Here is a 21,835-nt window from a genome sequence, read left to right as displayed (position 1 = left end):
CGGCGCTTCCCGCGTCTGGACGCCCGCCACCGCGGCCCGTGACAGCTTTTCAGGGCCGCATACGAGGGGGAAGGGTCCTTCGTGACGAACACCACCGACAGCCGGAACGGCTCCGCCGCATCCGGAAACCTGAGCTCGATGCGTCTCGCCGAGCTCCAGGCGCTGGCCTCCCAGATAGGCGTCAAGGGGACGTCCCGGATGCGCAAGAGCGACCTGCAGGACGCGATCCGGTCCGCCAACGGCCAGAGCGCGCGCACCACGAGCGCCCCCGTCGCCGCGGCGACCGCGGTGGCGCCCACGGTCCGCAGCGACGCCCCGGCCCAGGCGCAGGCCGAGCCCGCGCGGAACGACGGCCCCGCCGAGCGCCCCGCTACCGAGGCGCCGCGGCGTTCGCGCCGCGCCATCCGCACGGCCGGGTCCACGGACGACGCCGACGCGCAGGGTGACTCCGGTCAGCAGCGCCAGGGCGCCGCGGCCGAGAGCTCCTCCGCCTCCACCGAGCAGCCCACACGCAGCGGGTCCGACCAGCGCGGCGACCAGCCGCGTGCCGAGCGTTCCGAGGGCGACCGCGAGGCGCGGCTCGCTCAGCTCGCCGAGGCCGTCGCCGCACCGCGTGAGCGGGGCGGGCGGCGTTCCGGCGGGCAGGGCGGCCAGAACGGCGGTCAGTCCGACGCCGAGGGCCAGCGCTCCGAGCGCGGCCAGGGCCGGACGAACGACGGCTCCGGCCAGCAGCGCTCGGGCACCCAGGGTGGCCAGACCTCCCAGGGCAACCAGACCTCCCAGGGCAACCAGACCTCTCAGAGCAACCAGGGCGGCCAGACCTCTCAGGGCGGCCAGCGCGACGAGCAGCGTCAGCGCCGCGACGACGACGACGAGCGTGGTTCGCGCCGCCGCCGTGGTCGTGACCGTGGCCGGGATCGCAAGCGCACCCGCCCCGGCCGCAGCGCCGGCCCGGACGTCGCGGGGCTCGACGAGGTGGAGGTGCGCGAGGACGACGTGCTGCTGCCCGTCGCCGGCGTGCTCGACATCCTCGACAACTACGCGTTCGTGCGCACCAGCGGCTACCTGCCCGGCGAGGGCGACATCTACGTCTCCCTCAACCAGGTGAAGAAGTCGGGGCTGCGCCGCGGTGACGCGGTCGTGGGCGCGATCCGCCAGCCGCGCGAGGGCGAGGAGCTGCCGTCCGTCGGCGGCAAGAACGTGCGCGGCAAGTACAACGCGCTGGTCCGCCTGGACTCGGTCAACGGCATGTCGCCGGAGGAGTCGCGTCAGCGGCCCGAGTTCACGAAGCTCACGCCCCTGTACCCGCAGGAGCGGCTGCGCCTGGAGAACCCGGAGGCCACGCGCCTCACTCCGCGCGTGATCGACATCGTCGCCCCGATCGGCAAGGGCCAGCGCGGCCTCATCGTCGCGCCGCCCAAGGCCGGCAAGACGATCATCATGCAGCAGATCGCCAACGCGATCACGGCGAACAACCCCGAGGTCCACCTCATGGTGGTGCTGGTGGACGAGCGCCCCGAAGAGGTCACCGACTTCGAGCGTAACGTCAAGGGCGAGGTCATCTCCTCGACGTTCGACCGGCACGCTTCGGACCACACGATCGTCGCCGAGCTCGCCATCGAGCGGGCCAAGCGCCTCGTGGAGCTGGGCCAGGACGTCGTCGTGCTGCTCGACGGGATCACCCGCCTGTCGCGCGCCTACAACCTCGCCGCGCCGGCGTCGGGCCGCATCCTCTCCGGTGGTGTGGACGCCGCCGCGCTGTACCCGCCGAAGCGGTTCTTCGGCGCGGCCCGCAACATCGAGGGCGGCGGCTCGCTGACGATCCTGGCCACCGCACTCGTGGAGACGGGCTCGAAGATGGACGAGGTGATCTTCGAGGAGTTCAAGGGCACGGGCAACATGGAGCTCCGCCTGTCCCGCAACCTCGCCGAGAAGCGCATCTTCCCGGCGATCGACGTCAACAGCTCGAGCACCCGCCGCGAGGAGATCCTCATGGCGAAGGACGAGCTCGCGGTCGTCTACAAGCTGCGCCGCGTGATGGGTGCGCTCGACCAGCAGCAGGCCGCCGAGCTGCTGCTGGGCCAGCTCAAGAAGTCCAAGACCAACGTCGAGTTCCTTCTGCACGTGCAGAAGACGACGCCGGCCGGTCTCTCGGACGATCACCCGGGCGAGACGATCTGACCCGGAATTTCTAGGACGCTCCCGCGTTCTGGCACAATGGTTCGTCGGCCATCCGGTTCACGGCCCGCTGTCCTGCGGGCCGACCCGGGGGCATCACACCAAGGAGCATCATGAAGTCCGGTATCCACCCCGAGTACGTCGTCACCGAGGTGACCTGCACCTGCGGCAACACGTTCGTCACGCACAGCACCGAGACGTCCGGCAAGATCAACGCGGACGTGTGCAGTGCCTGCCACCCGTTCTACACGGGCAAGCAGAAGATCCTCGACACCGGTGGCCGCGTGGCCCGGTTCGAGGCGCGCTACGGCAAGAAGAAGTAGCTGGCTGACAGCGCCGGTGGTCCGCCCGACAACCTCTCCAGGGGCAGTCGGACGTCGGATCACCGGCGCTGTTGCTTTGCCCGGGGGCGTGGGCCCACGGATCCCCTGCACGTCGGACCGGGAGATGCCATGACCGACTCGTTCGCTGCGGCCAGACCGCTGCTCGCGGAGCACGCCGAGATCGAGCGGGCGCTCTCCGACCCGGCGGTGCACGCCGACGCGGGCCGGGCGCGCTCCCTCGGGCGGCGCTACGCCGAGCTGAGCCAGGTGGCTGCCGCCTACCGGGCCTGGGAGCAGGCCCACGACGACGCCGAGGCCGCCGCCGAGCTGGCCGGCGAGGACGAGTCGTTCGCCGCCGAGCTGCCCGCGCTGCGCGAAGCGGCCGATGCGGCCGCGGAGCGGCTGCGCCGTGTGCTGGTGCCGCGCGACCCCGACGACGCGCGCGACGTGATCCTCGAGATCAAGGCGGGGGAGGGCGGCGACGAGTCCGCGCTCTTCGCCGGCGACCTCCTGCGCATGTACCTGCGGTACGCCGAGCGGCGCGGCTGGTCCACGCAGGTCCTCGCCGCCACCGAGACGGAGCTGGGCGGCTACAAGGACGTGCAGGTCGCGATCAAGGCGCGCAACGTCACCGACCCGGCCGAGGGCGTGTGGGCGAACCTCAAGTACGAGGGCGGCGTGCACCGCGTGCAGCGCGTGCCGGTCACGGAGTCGCAGGGGCGCATCCACACGTCGGCCGCCGGCGTGCTCGTGCTGCCCGAGGTCGACGACCCGGGCGAGATGGAGATCGACGCGAACGACCTGCGCATCGACGTCTACCGCTCGTCGGGGCCGGGCGGGCAGTCGGTGAACACCACCGACTCGGCGGTGCGCATCACGCACGTGCCCACCGGGATCGTCGTCTCCATGCAGAACGAGAAGTCGCAGCTGCAGAACAAGGAGCAGGCCATGCGCGTGCTGCGCGCGCGGCTGCTGGCCGCGCAGCAGGAGGCCGCCGCCGCGGCCGCCGCCGACGTGCGGCGCTCCCAGGTGCGCACCGTGGACCGCAGCGAGCGGATCCGCACGTACAACTTCCCGGAGAACCGCATCGCGGACCACCGCACGGGGTACAAGGCCTACAACCTCGACCACGTGCTCGCGGGCGACCTCGACCCGGTGGTCCGTTCGGCCATCGACGCCGACGAGGCGGCCCGGCTGGCCGCCGCGGGTTCCCGTGCCTGACGCTGTGGGCGCGAGATCGGGGGGAATGGACGACTCCATTCCCCCCGATCTCGCGCCCACAACCGTCGGGTCGACCGTGCGCTGGGCGGCGGCGCGGCTCGCCGCAGCGGGCGTGCCCAGCCCGCGCGTGGACGCCGAGGCGCTGCTCGCGCACGCCCTCGGCGTCGACCGCTCGGAGGTGCGGCGCCTCGCGGTGCTGGACCGGGGCCTCGCCGACGACGCCGTCCGCCGCTTCGCCGCGGACGTGGCGCGGCGCGCGGCCCGGGAGCCGTTGCAGCACCTCACCGGCGTGGCGCCGTTCCGGCACCTGGAGCTCGCCGTCGGCCCCGGTGTCTTCGTGCCGCGGCCCGAGACCGAGCAGGTGGCGCAGGTGGCGATCGAGGAGGCCATGCGGGTCGTGGCGCGCGAGGGCTCGGCGGTGGTCGTCGACCTGTGCACGGGATCGGGCGCGATCGCCCTCGCCGTGGCGGCCGAGGTGCCCGGCGCGGTCGTGCACGCGGTCGAGCTTGACGCTGCCGCGCACGGGTGGGCGCAGCGCAACGTCGCTGCCGCGACGTCGGCCGCCGGCGCGCCGGAGCCCGTCGTGCACCTGGTCCGGGGCGACGCCCGCACCGCGCTGCGCGAGCTGGACGGGACGGTCGACGTCGTCGTCTCCAACCCCCCGTACGTGCCGCCCGGCGCGGTGCCGCACGACCCCGAGGTGGCCGAGCACGACCCGGCCGTCGCGCTGTTCGGCCTGGGCGCGGACGGGCTCGAGGTCCCGCGCGGCGTCACGGCGGCGGCCGCCCGCCTGCTGCGCCCCGGCGGCCTGTACGTCATGGAGCATGCGGAGGTCCAGGCGGCGGACGCGCGGGCCATGGTCGACGACGTGCCCGTGTTCGGGCCCGCGGCGACGCGGGAGGACCTCACCGGCCGCCCGCGGATGGTCGTCGCGCGTCGCGTCGCCGCGGGGCCGAGCCCGGACGGCGGGCCGACGAACCGTGACAGACTGAGCCCGTGAGCAGCGTGCACGACGTGACCGACCCGAACACCTGGGGCCCTGCGATCGACGAGGCGGTGAACACGGTCTCGCGCGGCGGCCTGGTGGTGCTCCCCACGGACACGGTCTACGGCATCGGCGCGGACGCCTTCGACGCCGAGGCCGTCGCCGCGCTGCTCGCGGCCAAGGGTCGCGGGCGTCAGATGCCCCCGCCCGTGCTGGTCCCCGACGTGCGGACGCTCGACGGCCTGGCGACCGAGGTACCCCACGACGCGCGGCGCCTCGTCGAGGCGTTCTGGCCGGGCGGGTTCACGATCATCCTGCGGGCCCAGCCGTCGCTGCAGTGGGACCTCGGGGAGACGCACGGCACGGTCGCGCTGCGGATGCCCGACCACCCCGCGGCCCTCGCGCTGCTGCGCCGCACCGGCCCGCTCGCCGTCTCGAGCGCGAACGCCTCCGGCAGCCCCGCGGCGCTCGACGTCACCGGCGCGCGCGCACAGCTCGGAGAACCCGTCGCGACCTACCTGGACGGCGGCGACGCCCCCGGCGGCGTGGCCTCGACGATCGTGGACGCCACGGGCGAGCACCTGCGCGTCGTGCGCGAGGGCGCGATCACCCTCGAGGCGCTGAACGAGGTGGCGCCGGTGCGCGGCGCGGACGCCGACGATGATGACGACGAGCCCGCGGACGAGCCGGTCACCGACGAGCCCACGGCCGGCACGACGTCCACGGAGGGCTCGACGGAGCCTGCCGAGGAGTCCGCCGGGTGAGAGCGTATCTGCTCCTGATGCTGGTCTCGGCGGCGGTCACATACCTCGCCACGCCGGGCGCGCGGTGGCTCGCCCGGCGCACGAACGCCATCACCGCGGTGCGGTCGCGCGACGTGCACGTGCAGCCCACGCCGCGGCTCGGCGGGCTGGCCATGCTGCTCGGCATCGTCGTCGCGGTGGTGCTGTCCTCGCGGATGCCGTTCCTCGCGGGCGTGTTCGAGACCGGGCCGCAGGCGTGGGGGATCATCGGCGGCGCGACGATCGTGTGCCTGCTGGGTTGGGCCGACGACGTGTGGGACCTCGACTGGATGACCAAGCTCGCGGGGCAGGTGCTCGCGGCCGGGTTCATGGCGTGGCAGCAGGTGCAGCTCACCTCGCTGCCCACGCCGGACGGGCTGTTCATCACCTCGTCGCGGCTGTCGCTGGTCGCGACGGTGCTCGTGATCGTGGTGGCGATGAACGCCGTGAACTTCGTGGATGGCCTTGACGGTCTGGCCGCGGGCGTCATCGCCATCGGCGGCTCCGCCTTCATCCTGTACACCTACAGCCTCACCCAGCAGGCCACCCCGGAGAACTACGCCAACCTCGCGACCCTCATGGTGGCCGTCCTGGTGGGTGCCTGCATCGGCTTCCTGCCGCACAACTTCTTCCCCGCGCACATCTTCATGGGCGACTCGGGCTCGATGGTGCTCGGCCTCGTCTTCGCGGGCGCGACGATCACCATCACGGGCAACATCGACCCCACCGCGACCGGCGACGCCCTGTCGGGCGCGCAGCGCGTGCCGCTGTTCATCCCGCTGCTGCTGCCGGTGGCAGTGGTGCTCCTGCCGCTGCTGGACATGGCGTTGGCGGTGGTGCGCCGGCTCGCCGCCGGCAAGTCGCCGTTCCACCCCGACCGCATGCACCTGCACCACCGGATGCTCGCCATCGGGCACTCGCACCGGCGCGCCGTCCTCATCCTCTACGTCTGGGCGGCGGTCTTCTCCTTCGGCGCGGCGGCGCTGGTGATGTGGGACTGGAAGGCGGTGCTCGCCGGCCTCGGCGTGGCCATCGTGGTCGCGCTGATGCTCACCCTCGGGCCGCTGCGTACTCGCGGCCGGTTCCTGGACGACGACGTCGCCACCGGCAGCCACCCGACCGTCGCCGCGGCGCCGGTCACACCCGCCGCACCGCCATCGGCCACGACCTCGCCCACCCTGACGACGCACGAAGGACGCCAGAGATGACGACGCCCGAGACCCCCGCCCCCACGCCCGACGGCCCCGGCGCCGACGAGCACACCACCACCGCGGAGCGCGCGGTGCTGCGCACCGCGCTGCGCGACACCTTGATCCTCGTGGGCGCCCTGGTGGTGCTGGGCGGCGGGATCGGCCTGCTGGTGGCGGGCATGCCCGGCCTCTGGGGGGCACTCGTCGGCGCCGGCCTCGCGGCCTTCTTCTGCGCGACGACGATCTGGTCGATGCTGCGGACCGTCGGGTCGAGCCCCACGCGCATGGCGGCCTTCGTCATGGGGGCGTGGGTCGCCAAGATCGTCGTCCTCATCGTGGTGCTGGCGCTGCTCCAGGGCGCCACGTTCTATGACCCGTGGGTGCTGATCGCCGTGCTCGCCGTCGGGGCGATCGGTTCGGCCCTGCTCGACTACCGCGCGGTGAACAGCGGCCGGGTGCCCTACGTGCAGCCGTGACCGTGCGGCCGGCCGGCAGGCGGCCATGGCCTGCGACGACGCTCGTCGCCGCGGGCAACATCGTGCGCATGTTCACAAGCCGCCAGATCTGGCCGCTTCCGTGCTCCAGAATGTCGGAGCACGGGTGAAGATCCGGTAGGCTGTGCGCGAATCCATGACGGCCAGGTCCGATGGCGTGCCCTCCCAGGAGTGGAGCGCCTCCGGCCCGTACGACCTCCGGGAGAATCTCCTGTCTACGCCAGCGATCCCCCTGCTGCTCGCCGCTGAAGGTGACGGCGAGTTCCACGCGCCGACGATCGCCGACTTCTTCCCTCCGGCCATCTTCTTCGAGGGCACGCCCTTCGAGTTCAACCGGATCATGCTGGTGCGCGTCATCATGGCCGCGGTCCTGATCACGGTGTTCGTCATCGCGGCCAAGCGGGCGAAGCTGGTGCCGGGGCGGTTCCAGAACGCGATCGAGATGATCCTCGACTTCGTCCGCAACTCGATCGCGGTCGAGGTGCTCGGCCAGGAGAACGGCCGCAAGTACTTCAAGCTGCTCGCGACGATCTTCTGCACTGTGTTGGTGATGAACATCGCCGCGGTCGTGCCCTTCCTCAACATCGCGGGCACGTCCGTCATCGGCCTGCCGATCGTGCTCGCGGCGTGGTCGTACGTGATGTACCTCGGTGCGGGCGTCAAGGCGCACGGCGTGGGCGGGTTCCTCAAGAACTCGCTCTTCCCGCCGGGCGTGCCGCCGGTGCTGTACATCCTGCTGGTGCCGATCGAGTTCCTGCAGGTCTTCATCCTGCGGCCCGCGACGCTCGTCATCCGGCTGCTGGCCAACATGGTGGCGGGCCACCTGATGCTCGCGATCTGCTTCACGGCCACCTCGTTCTTCCTGTTCGACTCCGCCGGGGCGATGAAGCTCTTCGGCGCGGGCACCTTCGTGGCCGGCTTTGCGTTCTTCCTCTTCGAGGTCTTCGTGGCGGCGCTGCAGGCCTACGTGTTCGCGATCCTCACCGCCGTCTACCTCAACATGTCCGTCGAGGCGGAGCACTGACCGTCTCGCGGTACCCGGTCTGAGCCGGACCAGCTTCACAACTGCACCCACAACGTCGACGCCGGGCCACCGAGGCCCGGCGCCCAACGGAAGGAAACCCAGTGGACGTCACCACCCTCGCCGAGGTCACCGGAAACATCGGCACCGTCGGTTACGGTCTCGCGGCGGTCGGCCCGGGCATCGGCCTCGGCATCCTCATCGGCAAGACGATCGAGGGCATGGCCCGCCAGCCCGAGGTGTCCGGCCAGCTCCGTACCACGATGTTCATCGGCATCGCCTTCGTCGAGGTGCTCGCGCTCCTCGGCCTGGTGGCCGGCTTCATCGTCCCGGCAGCATGATTTCTCCCCTGAACACACCCAGCGTGACCGTGCTCGCGGCGGAGACGTCAGAGCCGAACCTCCTGATCCCCCACTGGCCGGACATCATCTGGTCGCTGGTGATCGTCGTGATCATCGGTCTCGTCTTCTACAAGTACGCGCTGCCGAAGTTCCAGGCCGTGCTGGACGAGCGCACCGCGAAGATCGAGGGCGGCATCGCCAAGGCCGAGCAGGCGCAGGAGGAGGCCGCGGAGGCGCTGAAGGAGTACCACCAGCAGCTCGCCGAGGCCCGCGCCGACGCCGCGAAGACCCGCGAGGAGGCGCGTGCCGAGGGCACCGCCATCATCGCGGAGCTGCGCAGCAAGGCGCAGGAGGAGGCGTCCCGGATCGCCGAGACCGCGCAGCGCCAGATCGAGGCGGAGCGCCAGACTGCCGCCGTCTCGCTGCGCACGGAGGTCGGCACGCTGGCCACCGAGCTGGCGTCGAAGATCGTCGGCGAGTCGCTGCAGGACTCCGCGCGCCAGTCGCGCGTGGTCGACCGCTTCCTCGACGAGCTCGAGGCCGCGGGCGACGCGTCGCAGCCGGCGTCGGCCGCCAGCTCGGCCGGCAGCTCGGCCGGCAAGGAGGGCTGATGCGCGGTACCAGTGGAGCATCCCTCGCGGCGGCGCAGGAGCGGTTCGAGCCGGTCCTGCAGTCCGCCGGGCCCGACGCGCAGGCGCTCGGTGAGCAGCTGTTCGCCGTCGTCGCGGCGCTGGACGGGTCCGGGCCGCTGCGTCGCTCGATGGCCGACCCCTCGCGGAGCCCCCAGGACCGGGCGGATCTTGCCGCCCGCGTGCTGGCCGACGGCTTCGACGAGCGGGTCGTGGACCTCGTCACGGGCCTTGCGCGGTCGCGCTGGGCCAGCGACGGGGACCTCGTCGACTCCCTGGAGCGCCTCGGCCTGGACGCCGTCCTGGCGTCCGCCCAGTCGCGGGGCGCCCTGGAGACGGTCGAGGACGAGCTGTTCCGGCTGACCCGTGCGCTCGTCGGCCAGCGCGAGGCGCGCCGGGTGCTCTCCGACTCCGCGACCGACCCCGCACGTCGGGCGCAGCTCGTCGACACCCTGCTCGAGGGCAAGGTGGACGCCGTGACGCAGGAGCTCGCACGCCGGGCCACGACCAACCTCCGCGGCCGCCGCTTCGTGGCGTCGCTGATCTGGTACGGCGAGGTCGCCGCCGAGCGGCGCCGTCGCCTCGTGGCCACGGTCACCAGCGGCGCCGTGCTCAGCGAGTCCCAGCAGGAGCGGCTCGCCACCCTGCTCGAGCGCGCCTACGGGCGCCCCGTGCAGCTCAACGTGACGGTCGACCCGGCCGTGATCGGTGGCCTGCGCATCCAGGTCGGCGCTGACGTCGTCGACTCCACCGTGCTGTCCCGCCTGGCCGACGCCCGTCGCCGGCTGGCCGGCTGAACCCTTCCAGGCCCAGCGCCGGCCCTCGGTCGGCTACGCAGAACGTGAGGCCGCGCGAGTCGCGGCCACGACAGGAGAGAGCAATGGCTGAGCTGACGATCAGGCCGGAGGAGATCCGCGCCGCTCTGGACAGCTTCGTGAAGTCGTACGAGCCCGAGGGCGCGGTCAGCGAGGAGGTCGGCCGCGTCACCGCCGCCGCCGACGGTATCGCGCAGGTCGAAGGCCTTCCGGGCGCGATGGCGAACGAGCTGCTGCGCTTCGAGGACGGCACGCTCGGCCTCGCGCTGAACCTGGACGTCCGGGAGATCGGCGTCGTCGTTCTCGGGGAGTTCGCCAGCATCGAGGAGGGGCAGGAGGTCCGCCGTACCGGCGAGGTCCTGTCCGTCCCCGTCGGCGAGGGCTACCTCGGCCGCGTCGTCGACCCGCTGGGCAACCCGATCGACGGCCTGGGTGAGCTCGAGAGCGAGGGCCGCCGCGCCCTCGAGCTCCAGGCGCCCGGCGTCATGCAGCGCAAGTCGGTGCACGAGCCGCTGCAGACCGGTATGAAGGCGATCGACTCGATGATCCCGATCGGCCGCGGCCAGCGCCAGCTGATCATCGGCGACCGGCAGACCGGCAAGACGGCGATCGCGATCGACACGATCATCAACCAGAAGGCCAACTGGGAGTCGGGCGACCCGGCCAAGCAGGTGCGCTGCATCTACGTGGCCGTTGGTCAGAAGGGCTCCACGATCGCCTCCGTGCGCGGCGCCCTCGAGGAGGCCGGCGCGCTCGAGTACACGACGATCGTCGCGGCCCCGGCGTCCGACCCGGCAGGCTTCAAGTACATCGCGCCGTACACGGGCTCGGCCATCGGCCAGCACTGGATGTACCAGGGCAAGCACGTGCTCATCGTCTTCGACGACCTGTCGAAGCAGGCCGAGGCCTACCGTGCCGTGTCGCTGCTGCTGCGGCGCCCGCCGGGCCGCGAGGCGTACCCCGGCGACGTGTTCTACCTGCACTCCCGTCTGCTGGAGCGTTGCGCGAAGCTGTCGGACGAGCTCGGCGCGGGCTCGATGACCGGCCTGCCGATCATCGAGACCAAGGCGAACGACGTGTCGGCGTACATCCCGACCAACGTCATCTCCATCACCGACGGCCAGATCTTCCTGCAGTCGGACCTCTTCAACGCCGACCAGCGCCCGGCGGTCGACGTCGGCATCTCCGTCTCCCGAGTCGGCGGTGACGCGCAGATCAAGGCGATGAAGAAGGTCTCCGGCACGCTGAAGCTCGAGCTGGCGCAGTACCGGTCGCTCGAGGCGTTCGCGATGTTCGCGTCCGACCTGGACGCCGCGTCGCGCGGCCAGCTCGCCCGTGGCGCGGTGCTCATGGAGCTGCTCAAGCAGCCGCAGTACACGCCCTACCCGGTCGAGGAGCAGGTCGCGTCCGTCTGGGCCGGCACCAAGGGCAAGCTCGACGACGTCCCGGTCGAGGACGTCAAGCGCTTCGAGTCCGAGATGCTCGATCACCTGCGTCGCAAGACCGAGGTGCTCAGCGCCATCGCGTCGACCGGCAAGCTCGAGCAGGACACCGAGGACGCGCTGACCAAGGCCGTCGAGGACGTCCGGAACGGCTTCCTCAAGGCCGACGGCACCCCGCTCGTCGGCGGCGACGCCGAGGGCGATACGTCCGACGTCGAGCAGGAGCAGCTCGTCGTGAAGAAGAAGGCCTGAGCATGGCCGGTGGATCCCAGCGCATCTACAAGCAGCGGATCAAGTCGACGCAGTCGCTGAAGAAGATGTTCCGCGCGCAGGAGCTGATCGCGGCCTCCCGCATCGGCAAGGCGCGGGCGCGCACGGCTTCGGCGGCTCCGTACGAGCGGGCCATCACCCGCGCGGTGTCCGCGGTGGCCACGCACACGTCGACCAAGCACCCGCTCACGAGCGAGCGCGGCGACACGAACCGCGTCGCGGTCCTCGTGATCGCATCCGACCGCGGGATGGCCGGCGCCTACTCGGCGTCGATCCTCCGTGAGGCGGAGCGGCTCGTGCAGCAGCTCCAGGGCGCGGGCAAGGAGGTCGTGCTCTACGCGACCGGTCGCCGCGCCGTCTCGTACTACCACTACCGGGGGCGTCAGCTCGAGGGCCAGTGGTCGTACGGCTCGGACAGCCCGAACTCCGACGTCGCGGGCGAGGTCGCGGACACGCTGCTGGGCGCGTTCCTCGCCCCGGCGGCCGAGGGCGGGGTCAGCGAGCTGCACGTGGTCTACACGCAGTTCGTCAACATGGTCACGCAGCGGCCGCGCGTGGTGCGGATGCTCCCGCTCGAGGTCGTCGAGGGCGTGGCCGTCCCCGGCGAGAACGACGCGTTCCCGCTGTACGACTTCGAACCGTCGCCGGAGAGCGTGCTCGACGCGCTCCTGCCGCGCTACGTGCGCAGCCGCATCTTCAGCTTCATGCTGGACGCGGCGGCGTCCGAGCTGGCCGCGCGCCAGCGGGCGATGCACACGGCGACGGACAACGCCGAGGACCTGATCCGCAACTACACGCGCCTGGCGAACCAGGCGCGCCAGGCGGACATCACCCAGGAGATCAGCGAGATCGTCTCGGGTGCCGACGCCCTCGCGGCATCATGACCACCCCGAACATGGTCCTGACGGCGCGACCGCCCGTACTGACATCCGAAACGTTCCTTTCGAAGCGAGGCAAGCAATGACCGCCACCACCGTGGAAGCAGCACACGGCGCGGCCCCGACCGAGCCGGGGACTGGCCGTGTCGCGCGTGTGATCGGCCCCGTCGTCGACATCGAGTTCCCCGAGGACGCGATTCCCGACATCTACAACGCCCTGACCGTCGGCATCGACCTGTCGACCCAGGGCGAGGGCGAGAACTCCTTCACCCTCATGCTCGAGGTCGCCCAGCACCTCGGCGACTCCCTGGTCCGCGCGATCGCGCTCAAGCCGACCGACGGCCTCGTGCGCGGCGCCGTCGTCACCGACACCGGCGCGCCGATCAGCGTCCCCGTCGGCGACGTCACCAAGGGCCGCGTGTTCAACGTGACCGGCGACGTGCTGAACGCGGAGCCGGGCGAGAAGATCGAGATCACCGAGCGCTGGCCGATCCACCGCAGGCCCCCGGCCTTCGACCAGCTCGAGTCGAAGACCACGATGTTCGAGACGGGCATCAAGTCGATCGACCTGCTCACCCCGTACGTGCAGGGTGGCAAGATCGGCCTCTTCGGCGGTGCGGGCGTCGGCAAGACGGTCCTCATCCAGGAGATGATCCAGCGCGTCGCCCAGGACCACGGCGGTGTGTCCGTGTTCGCGGGCGTCGGGGAGCGCACCCGTGAGGGCAACGACCTCATCGCGGAGATGGAGGAGGCCGGCGTCTTCGACAAGACCGCGCTGGTCTTCGGCCAGATGGACGAGCCGCCGGGCACGCGTCTGCGCGTCGCCCTGTCGGCGCTGACGATGGCGGAGTACTTCCGCGACGTCGCCAAGCAGGACGTACTGCTGTTCATCGACAACATCTTCCGCTTCACGCAGGCCGGCTCCGAGGTCTCCACGCTGCTCGGCCGCATGCCGTCCGCGGTGGGCTACCAGCCGAACCTCGCCGACGAGATGGGCGTGCTGCAGGAGCGCATCACCTCGACGCGCGGCCACTCGATCACCTCGCTGCAGGCGATCTATGTGCCGGCGGACGACTACACCGACCCGGCGCCGGCGACCACGTTCGCCCACCTGGACGCGACGACGGAGCTCTCCCGCGAGATCGCGTCGAAGGGTCTGTACCCGGCGATCGACCCGCTGACCTCGACGTCCCGCATCCTCGACCCGCGCTACGTGGGTCAGGAGCACTACGACGTGGCCACGCAGGTGAAGTCGATCCTGCAGCGCAACAAGGAGCTCCAGGACATCATCGCGATCCTCGGTGTCGACGAGCTCTCCGAGGAGGACAAGACGGTCGTGGCGCGTGCGCGCCGCATCCAGCAGTTCCTCTCGCAGAACACCTACATGGCGAAGAAGTTCACCGGCGTGGAGGGTTCCACGGTGGCGCTGAGCGAGACCATCGAGGCGTTCAAGAAGATCGCTGCGGGCGAGTTCGACCACATCGCCGAGCAGGCGTTCTACAACATCGGCGGCCTCGAGATGCTCGAGGAGAACTGGGCCCGTATCCAGAAGGAGTACGGGGCCTGACGGCTCCGTCACCGCCACGTCGTCCCGCCGGGAGGCCCGCCCGCCCGGCGGGACGACGTGACCGCCGCACGAACCCCAGCACGACGGGAAAGAGGATTGTGAGATGGCAGAGCTGAACGTGGACCTCGTCGCGGCCGACCGCAAGGTCTGGTCGGGCGCGGCGCGTGAGGTCAGCGCCCCGTCCGTCGACGGTCAGGTCGGCATCCTCGCCGGCCACTCGCCGCTCCTCGCGGTGCTGCGGCCCGGCACGATCCGGGTCGCGACGTCGCAGGGCACCGCGGTCGAGGCGCACGTCACCGGCGGGTTCGTCTCGGTCGACGGCGATCTCGTCACGATCGTCGTGGACGAGGTCTCGGAGCTGTCCGGCCGCGAGCCGGCGCTGCGCTGAGTCAGGTGCCGGTGGCGTACGTCGTCTGGGTCGCGGTCGGGATCGTCGTCGCGCTCGGACTGGTGCTCGCCGCCGGTGCCTCCCGCCTGCGGACCCTGTCCCGGCGGGTCGGGTCCTTCCCCTGCCACGCCCGGCACGCGGACGACCCGCAGGCCGGCTGGGTGGTGGGGATCGCCCACTACGCCGTGGGCCGCATCGACTGGTGGCGCGGCTGGTCCCTGGCCCCTCGCCCCGCACGGGTCTGGCAGCGTGACCGGCTGTCGATCACGGGGCGCGCCCCGCTCGACCAGGCCGGCCAGCCCGACCAGGTGCTGGTGCGCTGCCGCTACGACGGCACCGACTTCGAGCTGCTGATGTCCTCGGGCGCGTACGAGGGTCTCGCGTCGTGGCTCGAGTCCGCGCCCCCGGGACGCCGCGACCTGGTTCTCTGAACCGGCCGCCGATCGCCGGGATCGTACGAACGATCGCCACGAACGATCGCCACGAACGAACGCCACGAACGAACGCCACGAACGAAGAGGGGGACCGTGCGTCTCGTCGTCGCACGCTGCTCGGCCCGGTACACCGGCCGGCTCACCGCGCACCTGCCGCTGGCCACGCGGCTGATCGTCATCAAGGCGGACGGCAGCGTGCTGCTGCACTCCGACGGCGGCTCGTACAAGCCGCTCAACTGGATGAGCCCGCCCTGCTCGACGGCGACGGCCGACCCCGACGAAGAGGCCCGCGGGCGCGGGGTCACCGCGGTGTGGACCGTGCAGCACCAGAAGTCGGACGACCGCCTGGAGATCGAGCTGCACGAGGTGGAGCACGACTCGGCGCACCACCTCGGCGTCGACCCCGGCCTGATCAAGGACGGGGTCGAGGCGCACCTGCAGGAGCTGCTCGCCGCCCAGATCGAGCGGCTCGGCGCCGGGCACTCGCTCGTCCGCCGCGAGTACATGACCGCGATCGGCCCGGTCGACATCCTGGCCCGCGACGGCCAGGGCGGTGCGGTGGCCGTCGAGATCAAGCGCCGGGGCGACATCGACGGCGTCGAGCAGCTCACGCGCTACCTCGACCTCCTCAACCGCGACCCCCTGCTGGCGCCGGTGCGCGGCGTCTTCGCCGCCCAGGAGATCAAGCCGCAGGCGAGGGTGCTGGCCACCGACCGGGGGATCGAGTGCCTGCTGCTCGACTACGACGCCATGCGCGGCGTGGACGACGTGGGCTCCCGGCTCTTCTGAGCGTGCTGTTGCGCGGTCCGTCGAGCGGTCCGTCGAGACATTTCGCGCTCCTGTGAGGGTGCGGCAGGATGTGGCGCATGAGTGATGCCTCCCTCCCGGCCCCCGCGACGTCCGGCGAGCCCGTCGCATGGCGCGGGTACGTCGTGACGCCCCAGGACGTGATCGACGACGGCGCCGTGGTGGTCGCGGACGGGGTGATCCGCTGGGTCGGGCCGGTCGTCGCGGCCGAGTACGCGGACCCGTCCGTCGCCGCGGCCGTCGCGCGGGCGGCGGTGCCCGCCCCGGGCACGACGCTGCTCCCGGGGCTCGTGGACCTGCACGATCACGGCGGCGGCGGGGTCGGCTTCCCCGACGCCGCGAACCCCGACGAGGCGATGATCGCGGTGCTCGAACACCGCCGCCACGGCACCACCACGATGCTCGCGTCGCTCGTCACCGCCGACCGCGAGACGCTCCTGGCGCGGGTCGCGATGCTTGCGGGCCTCGCGGAGGCCGGCGAGATCGCGGGCATCCACGCCGAGGGCCCCTTCCTCTCCCACGCGCGCCGCGGGGCGCAGAGCCCGGACGACCTGCTGCCGGGTGACCCCGCCCTGGTCCGCGACCTGGCCGAGGCCGCCCGCGGGCACCTACGCACGATGACCGTCGCCCCCGAGGTCGAGGGCGTGCTCGGGCCGGACGGCGTGGCGCGCGAGCTGGTCGCGGCCGGCGTGATCCCCTCCCTCGGCCATACCGATGCGACGACGGAGCAGTCCGAGGCGCTCGTCGCGCAGGTCGTCGCCGGCCTGCGCGCGCAGGCGGAGGAGGGTGGGCCGGCGCGCGAGATGACGGCCACCCACCTCTTCAACGGCATGCGCCCGCTGCACCACCGGGCGCCCGGCCCGATCGCGGCCTGCCTCGCGGCCGCCGCTCGCGGGGAGCTCGTGGTCGAGCTCGTGGCGGACGGCGTGCACCTGGCGCCCGCGACCGTCCGCACCGTGGTCGAGATGGTCGGGGCCGACCACGTCGCCCTGGTGACAGACGCGATGGCCGCCGCGGGCATGGCCGACGGCTCTTACGAGCTCGGGCCGATGGCGGTGACGGTGCGCGGTGGCGTGGCGCGGCTGACCGACCCGGACGACCCCGAGGGCGGCACGATCGCCGGGGGCACCGCCCACCTGATCGACGTCGTGCGCGCCACGGCCGCGGCGGGCGTCCCCCTGGTCGACGCGGTGCGGTCCGCGTCCTGGGTGCCGGCCCGCGTGCTGGGGCTCGCGGACGTCGGCGGCCTTGTCATCGGGCGCCGCGCCGACGTCGTCGTCACCGACGGCGACCTGCGCGTGCTGCACGTGCTGCGCGGGGGCGTCGAGGCTGAAGGTGTCGAGGTCGGCGGTGTCGAGGTCGGCGCCGGCTGAGCGAGCACGGTCACACGGGCTCGACGGTCCAGCCGGTCGACGAGCCCTCCCGGACGACGGCGACCCCGCCGGCCCCGACGACGAGCCCGGTGTCCGTGTCGGTGCCGCACCGACCGCCCCGGCTAGGCGTGGGCGGACGGCGTCACGCTGCGGCTCTTCCACCTGCCGGACTACACTGCCCGCCAGGGTGGGAGCGCTTCCACCCATCAGCAGTCCACGATTCCCGCGACTCCGAGCACCGAGGAACGCACCCATGACCACCACGACCACCGCCGCCGGGCCCGCCGACGGGGCGACCGCCCCCCGCACGTTCCCCGTCGACTTCCTGTGGGGGACCGCGACGGCGGCCTACCAGATCGAGGGCGCCGCCGCCGAGGGCGGCCGTGGCCCGTCGATCTGGGACACCTACTCCCACACTCCCGGGCGCACGTTCGACGGCGACACCGGGGACGTCGCGTGCGACCACTACCACCGCTGGCCCGAGGACGTGGACCACCTCGCGCGGCTCGGCGTCGGCGCCTATCGCCTGTCGATCTCGTGGTCGCGCGTGCAGCCGGGCGGCCGCGGCCCGGTCAACGCCGAGGGCGTGGACTTCTACCGGCGGCTGCTCGACACGTTGCGCGAGCGCGGCATCCGGCCCTTCGTCACCCTCTACCACTGGGACCTCCCGCAGGATCTGGAGGACGCCGGTGGCTGGGCGAACCGCGAGACCGCCGAGGCCTTCGCCGAGTACGCGCGCCTCATGGCCGTCGAGCTCGGCGACCGGGTCGAGGCGTGGACCACCCTCAACGAGCCCTGGTGCTCCGCCTACCTGGGCTACGGCTCGGGCGTGCACGCCCCCGGCCGCACCGAGCCGGCCGCGGCGCTCGCGGCGGTGCACCACCTCAATCTCGCCCACGGACTGGCCGTGCAGGCGATCCGGTCGGTGCTGCCGGGCGCGCAGACGTCGATCACGCTCAACCTGCACGTCATCCGGCCCGCCGACCCGGCCGCGCCCGCCGACGCCGACGCCGTGCGGAAGATCGACGCGCTCGCCAACCGCGCCTTCCTGGGCCCGATCCTCGACGGCGCCTACCCGGCCGACCTGCTCGCGGACACCGCGGAGGTCTCCGACTGGTCGTTCGTGCGCGACGGCGACCTCGAGGCGATCCGCCGGCCGCTGGACGTGCTCGGCGTCAACTACTACTCGACCGTCACCGTGCGGCACTTCGCGGGCGACGGCGAGCGGGCGGAGAACGACGGGCACGGCGCCTCGAGCCACAGCCCGTGGATAGGGGTCACCGACGTCGAGTTCGTCCCGCAACCTGGACCCACCACCGCGATGGGCTGGAACATCGACCCGACCGGGCTCACGGAGCTGCTGCTCGACCTGCACCGCCGGTTCCCGGGCGTGCCGCTGGCCGTCACCGAGAACGGCGCGGCCTTCGACGACGAGCTGGTGGCCTCGGGCGGTGAGCGCCGCGTGCACGACGACCGCCGCGTGGCGTACCTGCACGACCACGTCGACGCCGTCGGCGCGGCCCTCGACGCCGGCGCGGACGTGCGCGGGTACTTCGCCTGGTCGCTGATGGACAACTTCGAGTGGGGTTACGGGTACTCCAAACGCTTCGGCATCCTGCACGTCGACTACCCGACGGGCGAGCGCACCTGGAAGGACTCGGCGCACTGGTACCGCCGCCTCGCCGCCACGGGCGCCCTGCCGCCCGTCGACGCCGTCGCGCCCTGACCCGCGTCACGCCGAGCTGCCGAACAGGCGGTTGACACCCCTATCGCGGTCAGATCGCCGCGATAGCGGTGTCAACCACCTGTTCGGCATTAGCGTGCGGGCATGACCGTGCCTCCGCCCGCCTCGACCACGCCCGACGGTGACGCCCGGTTCGACGACGCCCGGTTCGGCGACGCCCGGTTCGGCGACGCCCTGCGTCGGCGGGCCCGCGAGGCTCGGGTCCCGGCGTTGTCCGCGGCGGTGGGGCGGGCCGGCGACGTCGCCTGGACCGGCGTCGCCGGGTGGGCACCCGCCGACGCGGGCACGTCGTTCCGCATCGGGTCGATCACCAAGCCGATGACGGCGGTCGCGGTGCTGCGGCTGGCCGCGGCCGGCAGGCTGGGCCTCAACGACCCGGTGGGGCGTCACCTGCCGGACGCCCCCGCCCCGGACGCCTCCGTGGCGCAGCTGCTCACCCACACGGCGGGGCTGCCGGCCGAGGCCCCGGGGCCGTGGTGGGAGCGGCACGGCGCGGGTTCCTGGGCCGAACTGGTGACCCCGGGCGTCGAGCCGCTGTGGGAGCCGGGGGAGCGGCACCACTACTCCAACGTCGGGTACGCCGTGCTCGGCCGGCTGCTGGAAGAGGCCCACGGCCTGCCGTGGGACGACGTCCTGCGCGCCGAGATGTGGGAGCCGCTCGGCATGACTCGCACCGGCCGCGTGCCGGCCGGGCCCGCGGCCACCGGCTACGCCGTGCACCCGCACGCGGACGCCGTGCTGGTCGAGCCCGTGGCCGCCTACGGCGCGATGGGGCCGGCGGGCGAGTTGTGGTCGACGCCGACGGACCTGGTGCGGTTCGGCTCCTGGCTGGTCGGCGCCGGCGCGGGGGAGGACGACGTGCTGCCCCTGGCGTGGCGGCGGCGGATGACGGCGCCGCGCGCGGTCGTGGACGAGCCAGGCGCCCCGTTCGGGGCGGCGTGGGGGCTGGGCGTCTCGGTGCACCACCCGGCCACGGGTGGCAGCTGCGGCGGCCGCCGCACCGTGGGGCACGGCGGGTCGGTGCCCGGCTTCACGGCGACGCTGCGCGCCGACCCCGCGACGGGGGACACGGTCGCCGTGTGCGGCAGCTCGACCGCCGGGTTCGGGGACGCCGCCTTCCTGCTCGACCTGCTCGACGACCCCGCCGGGACCCCCGACCCCGCGGGCGCCCCGACGGACCCCGCCGTGCTCGCACTCACAGGCACCTGGTACTGGGGCCCGATGCCGCACACGGTGACGCTGCGCCCGGACGGGCTCCTTGAGCTGCGCGCCTCCGACGGCGGCGGGCGCGGCACGGCGTTCGCCCGGTCCGCGGACGGCCGGTGGGCGGGGGTGGAGGGCGGCTACTGGCTGGGCGAGCACCTGCGCCCGGTCGACCCGGGCACGTCGGCGGAGAGCCTCGACGTCGGCACCTTCCACCTCACCCGGGCGCCCTACGACCCCGCGACGGCCGTGCCCGGCGGGGTCGACCCCGCGGGCTGGCAGGCACCGCCCGCGCGGTGAGCCGCCCTGGCTGTGCGACACGGGCTGTGCGACACACCACCGGACGCGACACGCCGACGTTCTCGACGAGTTTCGGTCCGATCGTGCGGCCGGGAATGTCCGGTCTGCCCGGTGAGCCCGGCCCTCGGCGGGGTGCCGAGGGGCGTGCCGAGCCCGGAGTCCGTCGACCCCCGTCGCCCACACGCTGTGGACGCCGCTCACCCACCGGCTGTGGACAGCCGGCCGTCATCCGCACGAGGGCGCGGATGGACGCGATACGGGGTGGGGACGGACACCGGGGGCGCCTGTGGACGGCCGTGTCGGACCCTCGTGCGAGGCTGGTTGTGAAGGGTCGGGGCGGGGAGCAGGTGGCGAATGACACGGGTGTCAACCACAACATGTCGGCTCCGCGCGCGCCCGGACCACTAGGTGTAGTGTTTAAAGCATGCAGGGCGCGCAGCCCTTCGAACAAAGCACACCGGCGTAGTTCCACGGACGTCACCCCAGGTCCGGGCCCTTGAGGGCCGGCGGGAGACCGGTCCGGAAGGGCTGCAGGGCGGGTCGCACCAAGCCCCCCACGGGGAGCGCAGAGAGGGAGAAGACACATGAGCATCACGGTCTACAGCAAGCCGGCCTGCGTGCAGTGCGACGCGACCTACCGCGCCCTCGACCGGAAGGGCGTCGAGTACTCGGTGGTCGACATCACCCAGGACGCCGAGGCCCTCGAGATGGTGCGCGGGCTCGGCTACCTGCAGGCCCCGGTCGTCGTCGCCGGCGACACCCACTGGTCGGGCTTCCGCCCCGACCAGATCAGCGCCGTCGCGGCGCAGCAGGCCGTCTCAGCCTGACGCCTGGTTTCAACACGGTTCAACACGGTTCAACACGGTTCAACACACGCGGGACCACGCGGGACCACGCGGTCCCGCACCTCACACGGCCGGCGCCCCGAGCTTCGAACACGACCCGGGGCGCCGTGCGTATCCGACGGCGCAGCACGGCGGCGCCGATCTGGCAGCAGCATCCGGGGGAGGGCGACATGAGTTCTCTCGTCTACTTCTCCAGCGTGTCGGAGAACACCCACCGCTTCGTCCGGCGGCTCGGCCTCGAGGACCTCGGCATGTCCGTGCACCGCACCCCGGTGCGGAAGACGGACGGATTCCTCACGGTGACCGAGCCGTACGTGCTCATGGTTCCCACCTACGGCGGGGGCAACGAGGGCGGTGCGGTGCCGCGCCGGGTGCGCGAGTTCCTGAACGACCCGCACAACCGGTCGCTCGTCCGCGGCGTGATCGCCGCGGGAAACACCAATTTCGGCGCTGCGTACTGCATCGCCGGCGACATCATCTCCGCGAAGTGCCAGGTGCCCTACCTGTACGCCTTCGAACTGCTGGGGACGGCTGAGGACGCTGACCGCGTCCGTGACGGATTGGGACGATTTTGGCAACGACAGTCACTGATCTCGGCGTGAGCT

General features: G+C 72.5%; 22 protein-coding genes. All 22 read left to right on the top strand.

Annotated elements, in window-relative coordinates:
- The first annotated feature begins 81 nt into the window (after positions 1 to 81).
- Positions 82 to 2,181 (top strand): transcription termination factor Rho, encoded by a 2,100-nt coding sequence (gene rho / locus AC1C2V_RS01740; RefSeq protein WP_495387844.1) that lies wholly within the window; start codon positions 82 to 84, stop codon positions 2,179 to 2,181.
- A 110-nt stretch (positions 2,182 to 2,291) separates the two neighbouring features.
- On the top strand, positions 2,292 to 2,501 hold the full coding sequence (gene rpmE / locus AC1C2V_RS01735) for a 50S ribosomal protein L31 (protein ID WP_495387843.1): 210 nt from the start codon (positions 2,292 to 2,294) through the stop codon (positions 2,499 to 2,501).
- Between the two features lie 129 nt (positions 2,502 to 2,630).
- A complete protein-coding gene (gene prfA, locus AC1C2V_RS01730) occupies positions 2,631 to 3,722 on the top strand; it encodes a peptide chain release factor 1 (RefSeq protein WP_495387842.1) in 1,092 nt (363 codons plus the stop codon).
- Positions 3,723 to 3,747: 25 nt separating this feature from the next.
- Positions 3,748 to 4,722 (top strand): peptide chain release factor N(5)-glutamine methyltransferase, encoded by a 975-nt coding sequence (prmC, locus tag AC1C2V_RS01725; protein ID WP_495387841.1) that lies wholly within the window; start codon positions 3,748 to 3,750, stop codon positions 4,720 to 4,722.
- Positions 4,719 to 5,471, top strand: coding sequence for an L-threonylcarbamoyladenylate synthase (locus tag AC1C2V_RS01720; RefSeq protein ID WP_495387840.1), 753 nt, complete (start codon positions 4,719 to 4,721; stop codon positions 5,469 to 5,471). Before prmC ends, AC1C2V_RS01720 begins: the two co-directional genes overlap by 4 nt.
- On the top strand, positions 5,468 to 6,697 hold the full coding sequence (locus AC1C2V_RS01715) for a glycosyltransferase family 4 protein (RefSeq protein WP_495387839.1): 1,230 nt from the start codon (positions 5,468 to 5,470) through the stop codon (positions 6,695 to 6,697). The genes AC1C2V_RS01720 and AC1C2V_RS01715 overlap by 4 nt, the downstream gene beginning before the upstream one ends.
- A complete protein-coding gene (locus AC1C2V_RS01710; protein ID WP_495387838.1) occupies positions 6,694 to 7,155 on the top strand; it encodes a Cg1360 family ATP-synthase-associated protein in 462 nt (153 codons plus the stop codon). Before AC1C2V_RS01715 ends, AC1C2V_RS01710 begins: the two co-directional genes overlap by 4 nt.
- A 154-nt stretch (positions 7,156 to 7,309) precedes the next feature.
- Positions 7,310 to 8,197 carry a F0F1 ATP synthase subunit A gene (gene atpB / locus AC1C2V_RS01705; protein ID WP_495387837.1) on the top strand — a complete coding sequence of 296 codons (888 nt, stop codon included), beginning with the start codon at positions 7,310 to 7,312 and terminating at the stop codon, positions 8,195 to 8,197.
- Positions 8,198 to 8,298: 101 nt separating this feature from the next.
- A complete protein-coding gene (locus AC1C2V_RS01700) occupies positions 8,299 to 8,535 on the top strand; it encodes an ATP synthase F0 subunit C (RefSeq protein WP_495387836.1) in 237 nt (78 codons plus the stop codon).
- On the top strand, positions 8,532 to 9,146 hold the full coding sequence (locus AC1C2V_RS01695) for a F0F1 ATP synthase subunit B (RefSeq protein ID WP_495387835.1): 615 nt from the start codon (positions 8,532 to 8,534) through the stop codon (positions 9,144 to 9,146). The genes AC1C2V_RS01700 and AC1C2V_RS01695 overlap by 4 nt, the downstream gene beginning before the upstream one ends.
- Entirely contained in the window at positions 9,146 to 9,961 is an 816-nt protein-coding gene (locus tag AC1C2V_RS01690; RefSeq protein ID WP_495387834.1) for a F0F1 ATP synthase subunit delta, read from the top strand. The genes AC1C2V_RS01695 and AC1C2V_RS01690 overlap by 1 nt, the downstream gene beginning before the upstream one ends.
- 83 nt (positions 9,962 to 10,044) lie before the next feature.
- Positions 10,045 to 11,673 (top strand): F0F1 ATP synthase subunit alpha, encoded by a 1,629-nt coding sequence (gene atpA / locus AC1C2V_RS01685; protein WP_495387833.1) that lies wholly within the window; start codon positions 10,045 to 10,047, stop codon positions 11,671 to 11,673.
- Between the two features lie 2 nt (positions 11,674 to 11,675).
- Complete coding sequence (locus AC1C2V_RS01680; RefSeq protein WP_495387832.1) at positions 11,676 to 12,575, top strand: F0F1 ATP synthase subunit gamma; 900 nt, start codon at positions 11,676 to 11,678, stop codon at positions 12,573 to 12,575.
- A gap of 76 nt (positions 12,576 to 12,651) precedes the next feature.
- The gene (gene atpD, locus AC1C2V_RS01675) at positions 12,652 to 14,136 is read left to right on the top strand and encodes a F0F1 ATP synthase subunit beta (RefSeq protein WP_495387831.1); all 1,485 of its coding nucleotides are present in this window, start codon (positions 12,652 to 12,654) and stop codon (positions 14,134 to 14,136) included.
- 103 nt (positions 14,137 to 14,239) lie between these two features.
- Complete coding sequence (locus tag AC1C2V_RS01670) at positions 14,240 to 14,524, top strand: F0F1 ATP synthase subunit epsilon (protein WP_495387830.1); 285 nt, start codon at positions 14,240 to 14,242, stop codon at positions 14,522 to 14,524.
- A gap of 5 nt (positions 14,525 to 14,529) precedes the next feature.
- Positions 14,530 to 14,955 carry a DUF2550 domain-containing protein gene (locus AC1C2V_RS01665; RefSeq protein ID WP_495387829.1) on the top strand — a complete coding sequence of 142 codons (426 nt, stop codon included), beginning with the start codon at positions 14,530 to 14,532 and terminating at the stop codon, positions 14,953 to 14,955.
- Between the two features lie 96 nt (positions 14,956 to 15,051).
- Positions 15,052 to 15,747, top strand: coding sequence for an endonuclease NucS (nucS, locus tag AC1C2V_RS01660; protein ID WP_495387828.1), 696 nt, complete (start codon positions 15,052 to 15,054; stop codon positions 15,745 to 15,747).
- Between the two features lie 77 nt (positions 15,748 to 15,824).
- On the top strand, positions 15,825 to 17,138 hold the full coding sequence (locus AC1C2V_RS01655; protein ID WP_495387827.1) for an N-acetylglucosamine-6-phosphate deacetylase: 1,314 nt from the start codon (positions 15,825 to 15,827) through the stop codon (positions 17,136 to 17,138).
- A 253-nt stretch (positions 17,139 to 17,391) separates the two neighbouring features.
- Positions 17,392 to 18,864, top strand: coding sequence for a GH1 family beta-glucosidase (locus AC1C2V_RS01650; protein WP_495387826.1), 1,473 nt, complete (start codon positions 17,392 to 17,394; stop codon positions 18,862 to 18,864).
- A gap of 102 nt (positions 18,865 to 18,966) precedes the next feature.
- A complete protein-coding gene (locus AC1C2V_RS01645) occupies positions 18,967 to 20,385 on the top strand; it encodes a serine hydrolase domain-containing protein (protein ID WP_495387825.1) in 1,419 nt (472 codons plus the stop codon).
- 584 nt (positions 20,386 to 20,969) lie between these two features.
- Positions 20,970 to 21,212: a glutaredoxin-like protein NrdH gene (gene nrdH / locus AC1C2V_RS01640; RefSeq protein WP_495387824.1), complete on the top strand. Its 243-nt coding sequence runs from the start codon at positions 20,970 to 20,972 to the stop codon at positions 21,210 to 21,212.
- Between the two features lie 188 nt (positions 21,213 to 21,400).
- On the top strand, positions 21,401 to 21,832 hold the full coding sequence (gene nrdI / locus AC1C2V_RS01635) for a class Ib ribonucleoside-diphosphate reductase assembly flavoprotein NrdI (RefSeq protein ID WP_495387823.1): 432 nt from the start codon (positions 21,401 to 21,403) through the stop codon (positions 21,830 to 21,832).
- The last annotated feature ends 3 nt before the right edge of the window (positions 21,833 to 21,835 follow it).

The organism is Isoptericola sp. Y541 (assembly GCF_059445465.1).
The sequence above is the reverse complement of the archived record's forward strand: the minus strand, read 5'-3'. Positions and strand labels throughout refer to the sequence as shown.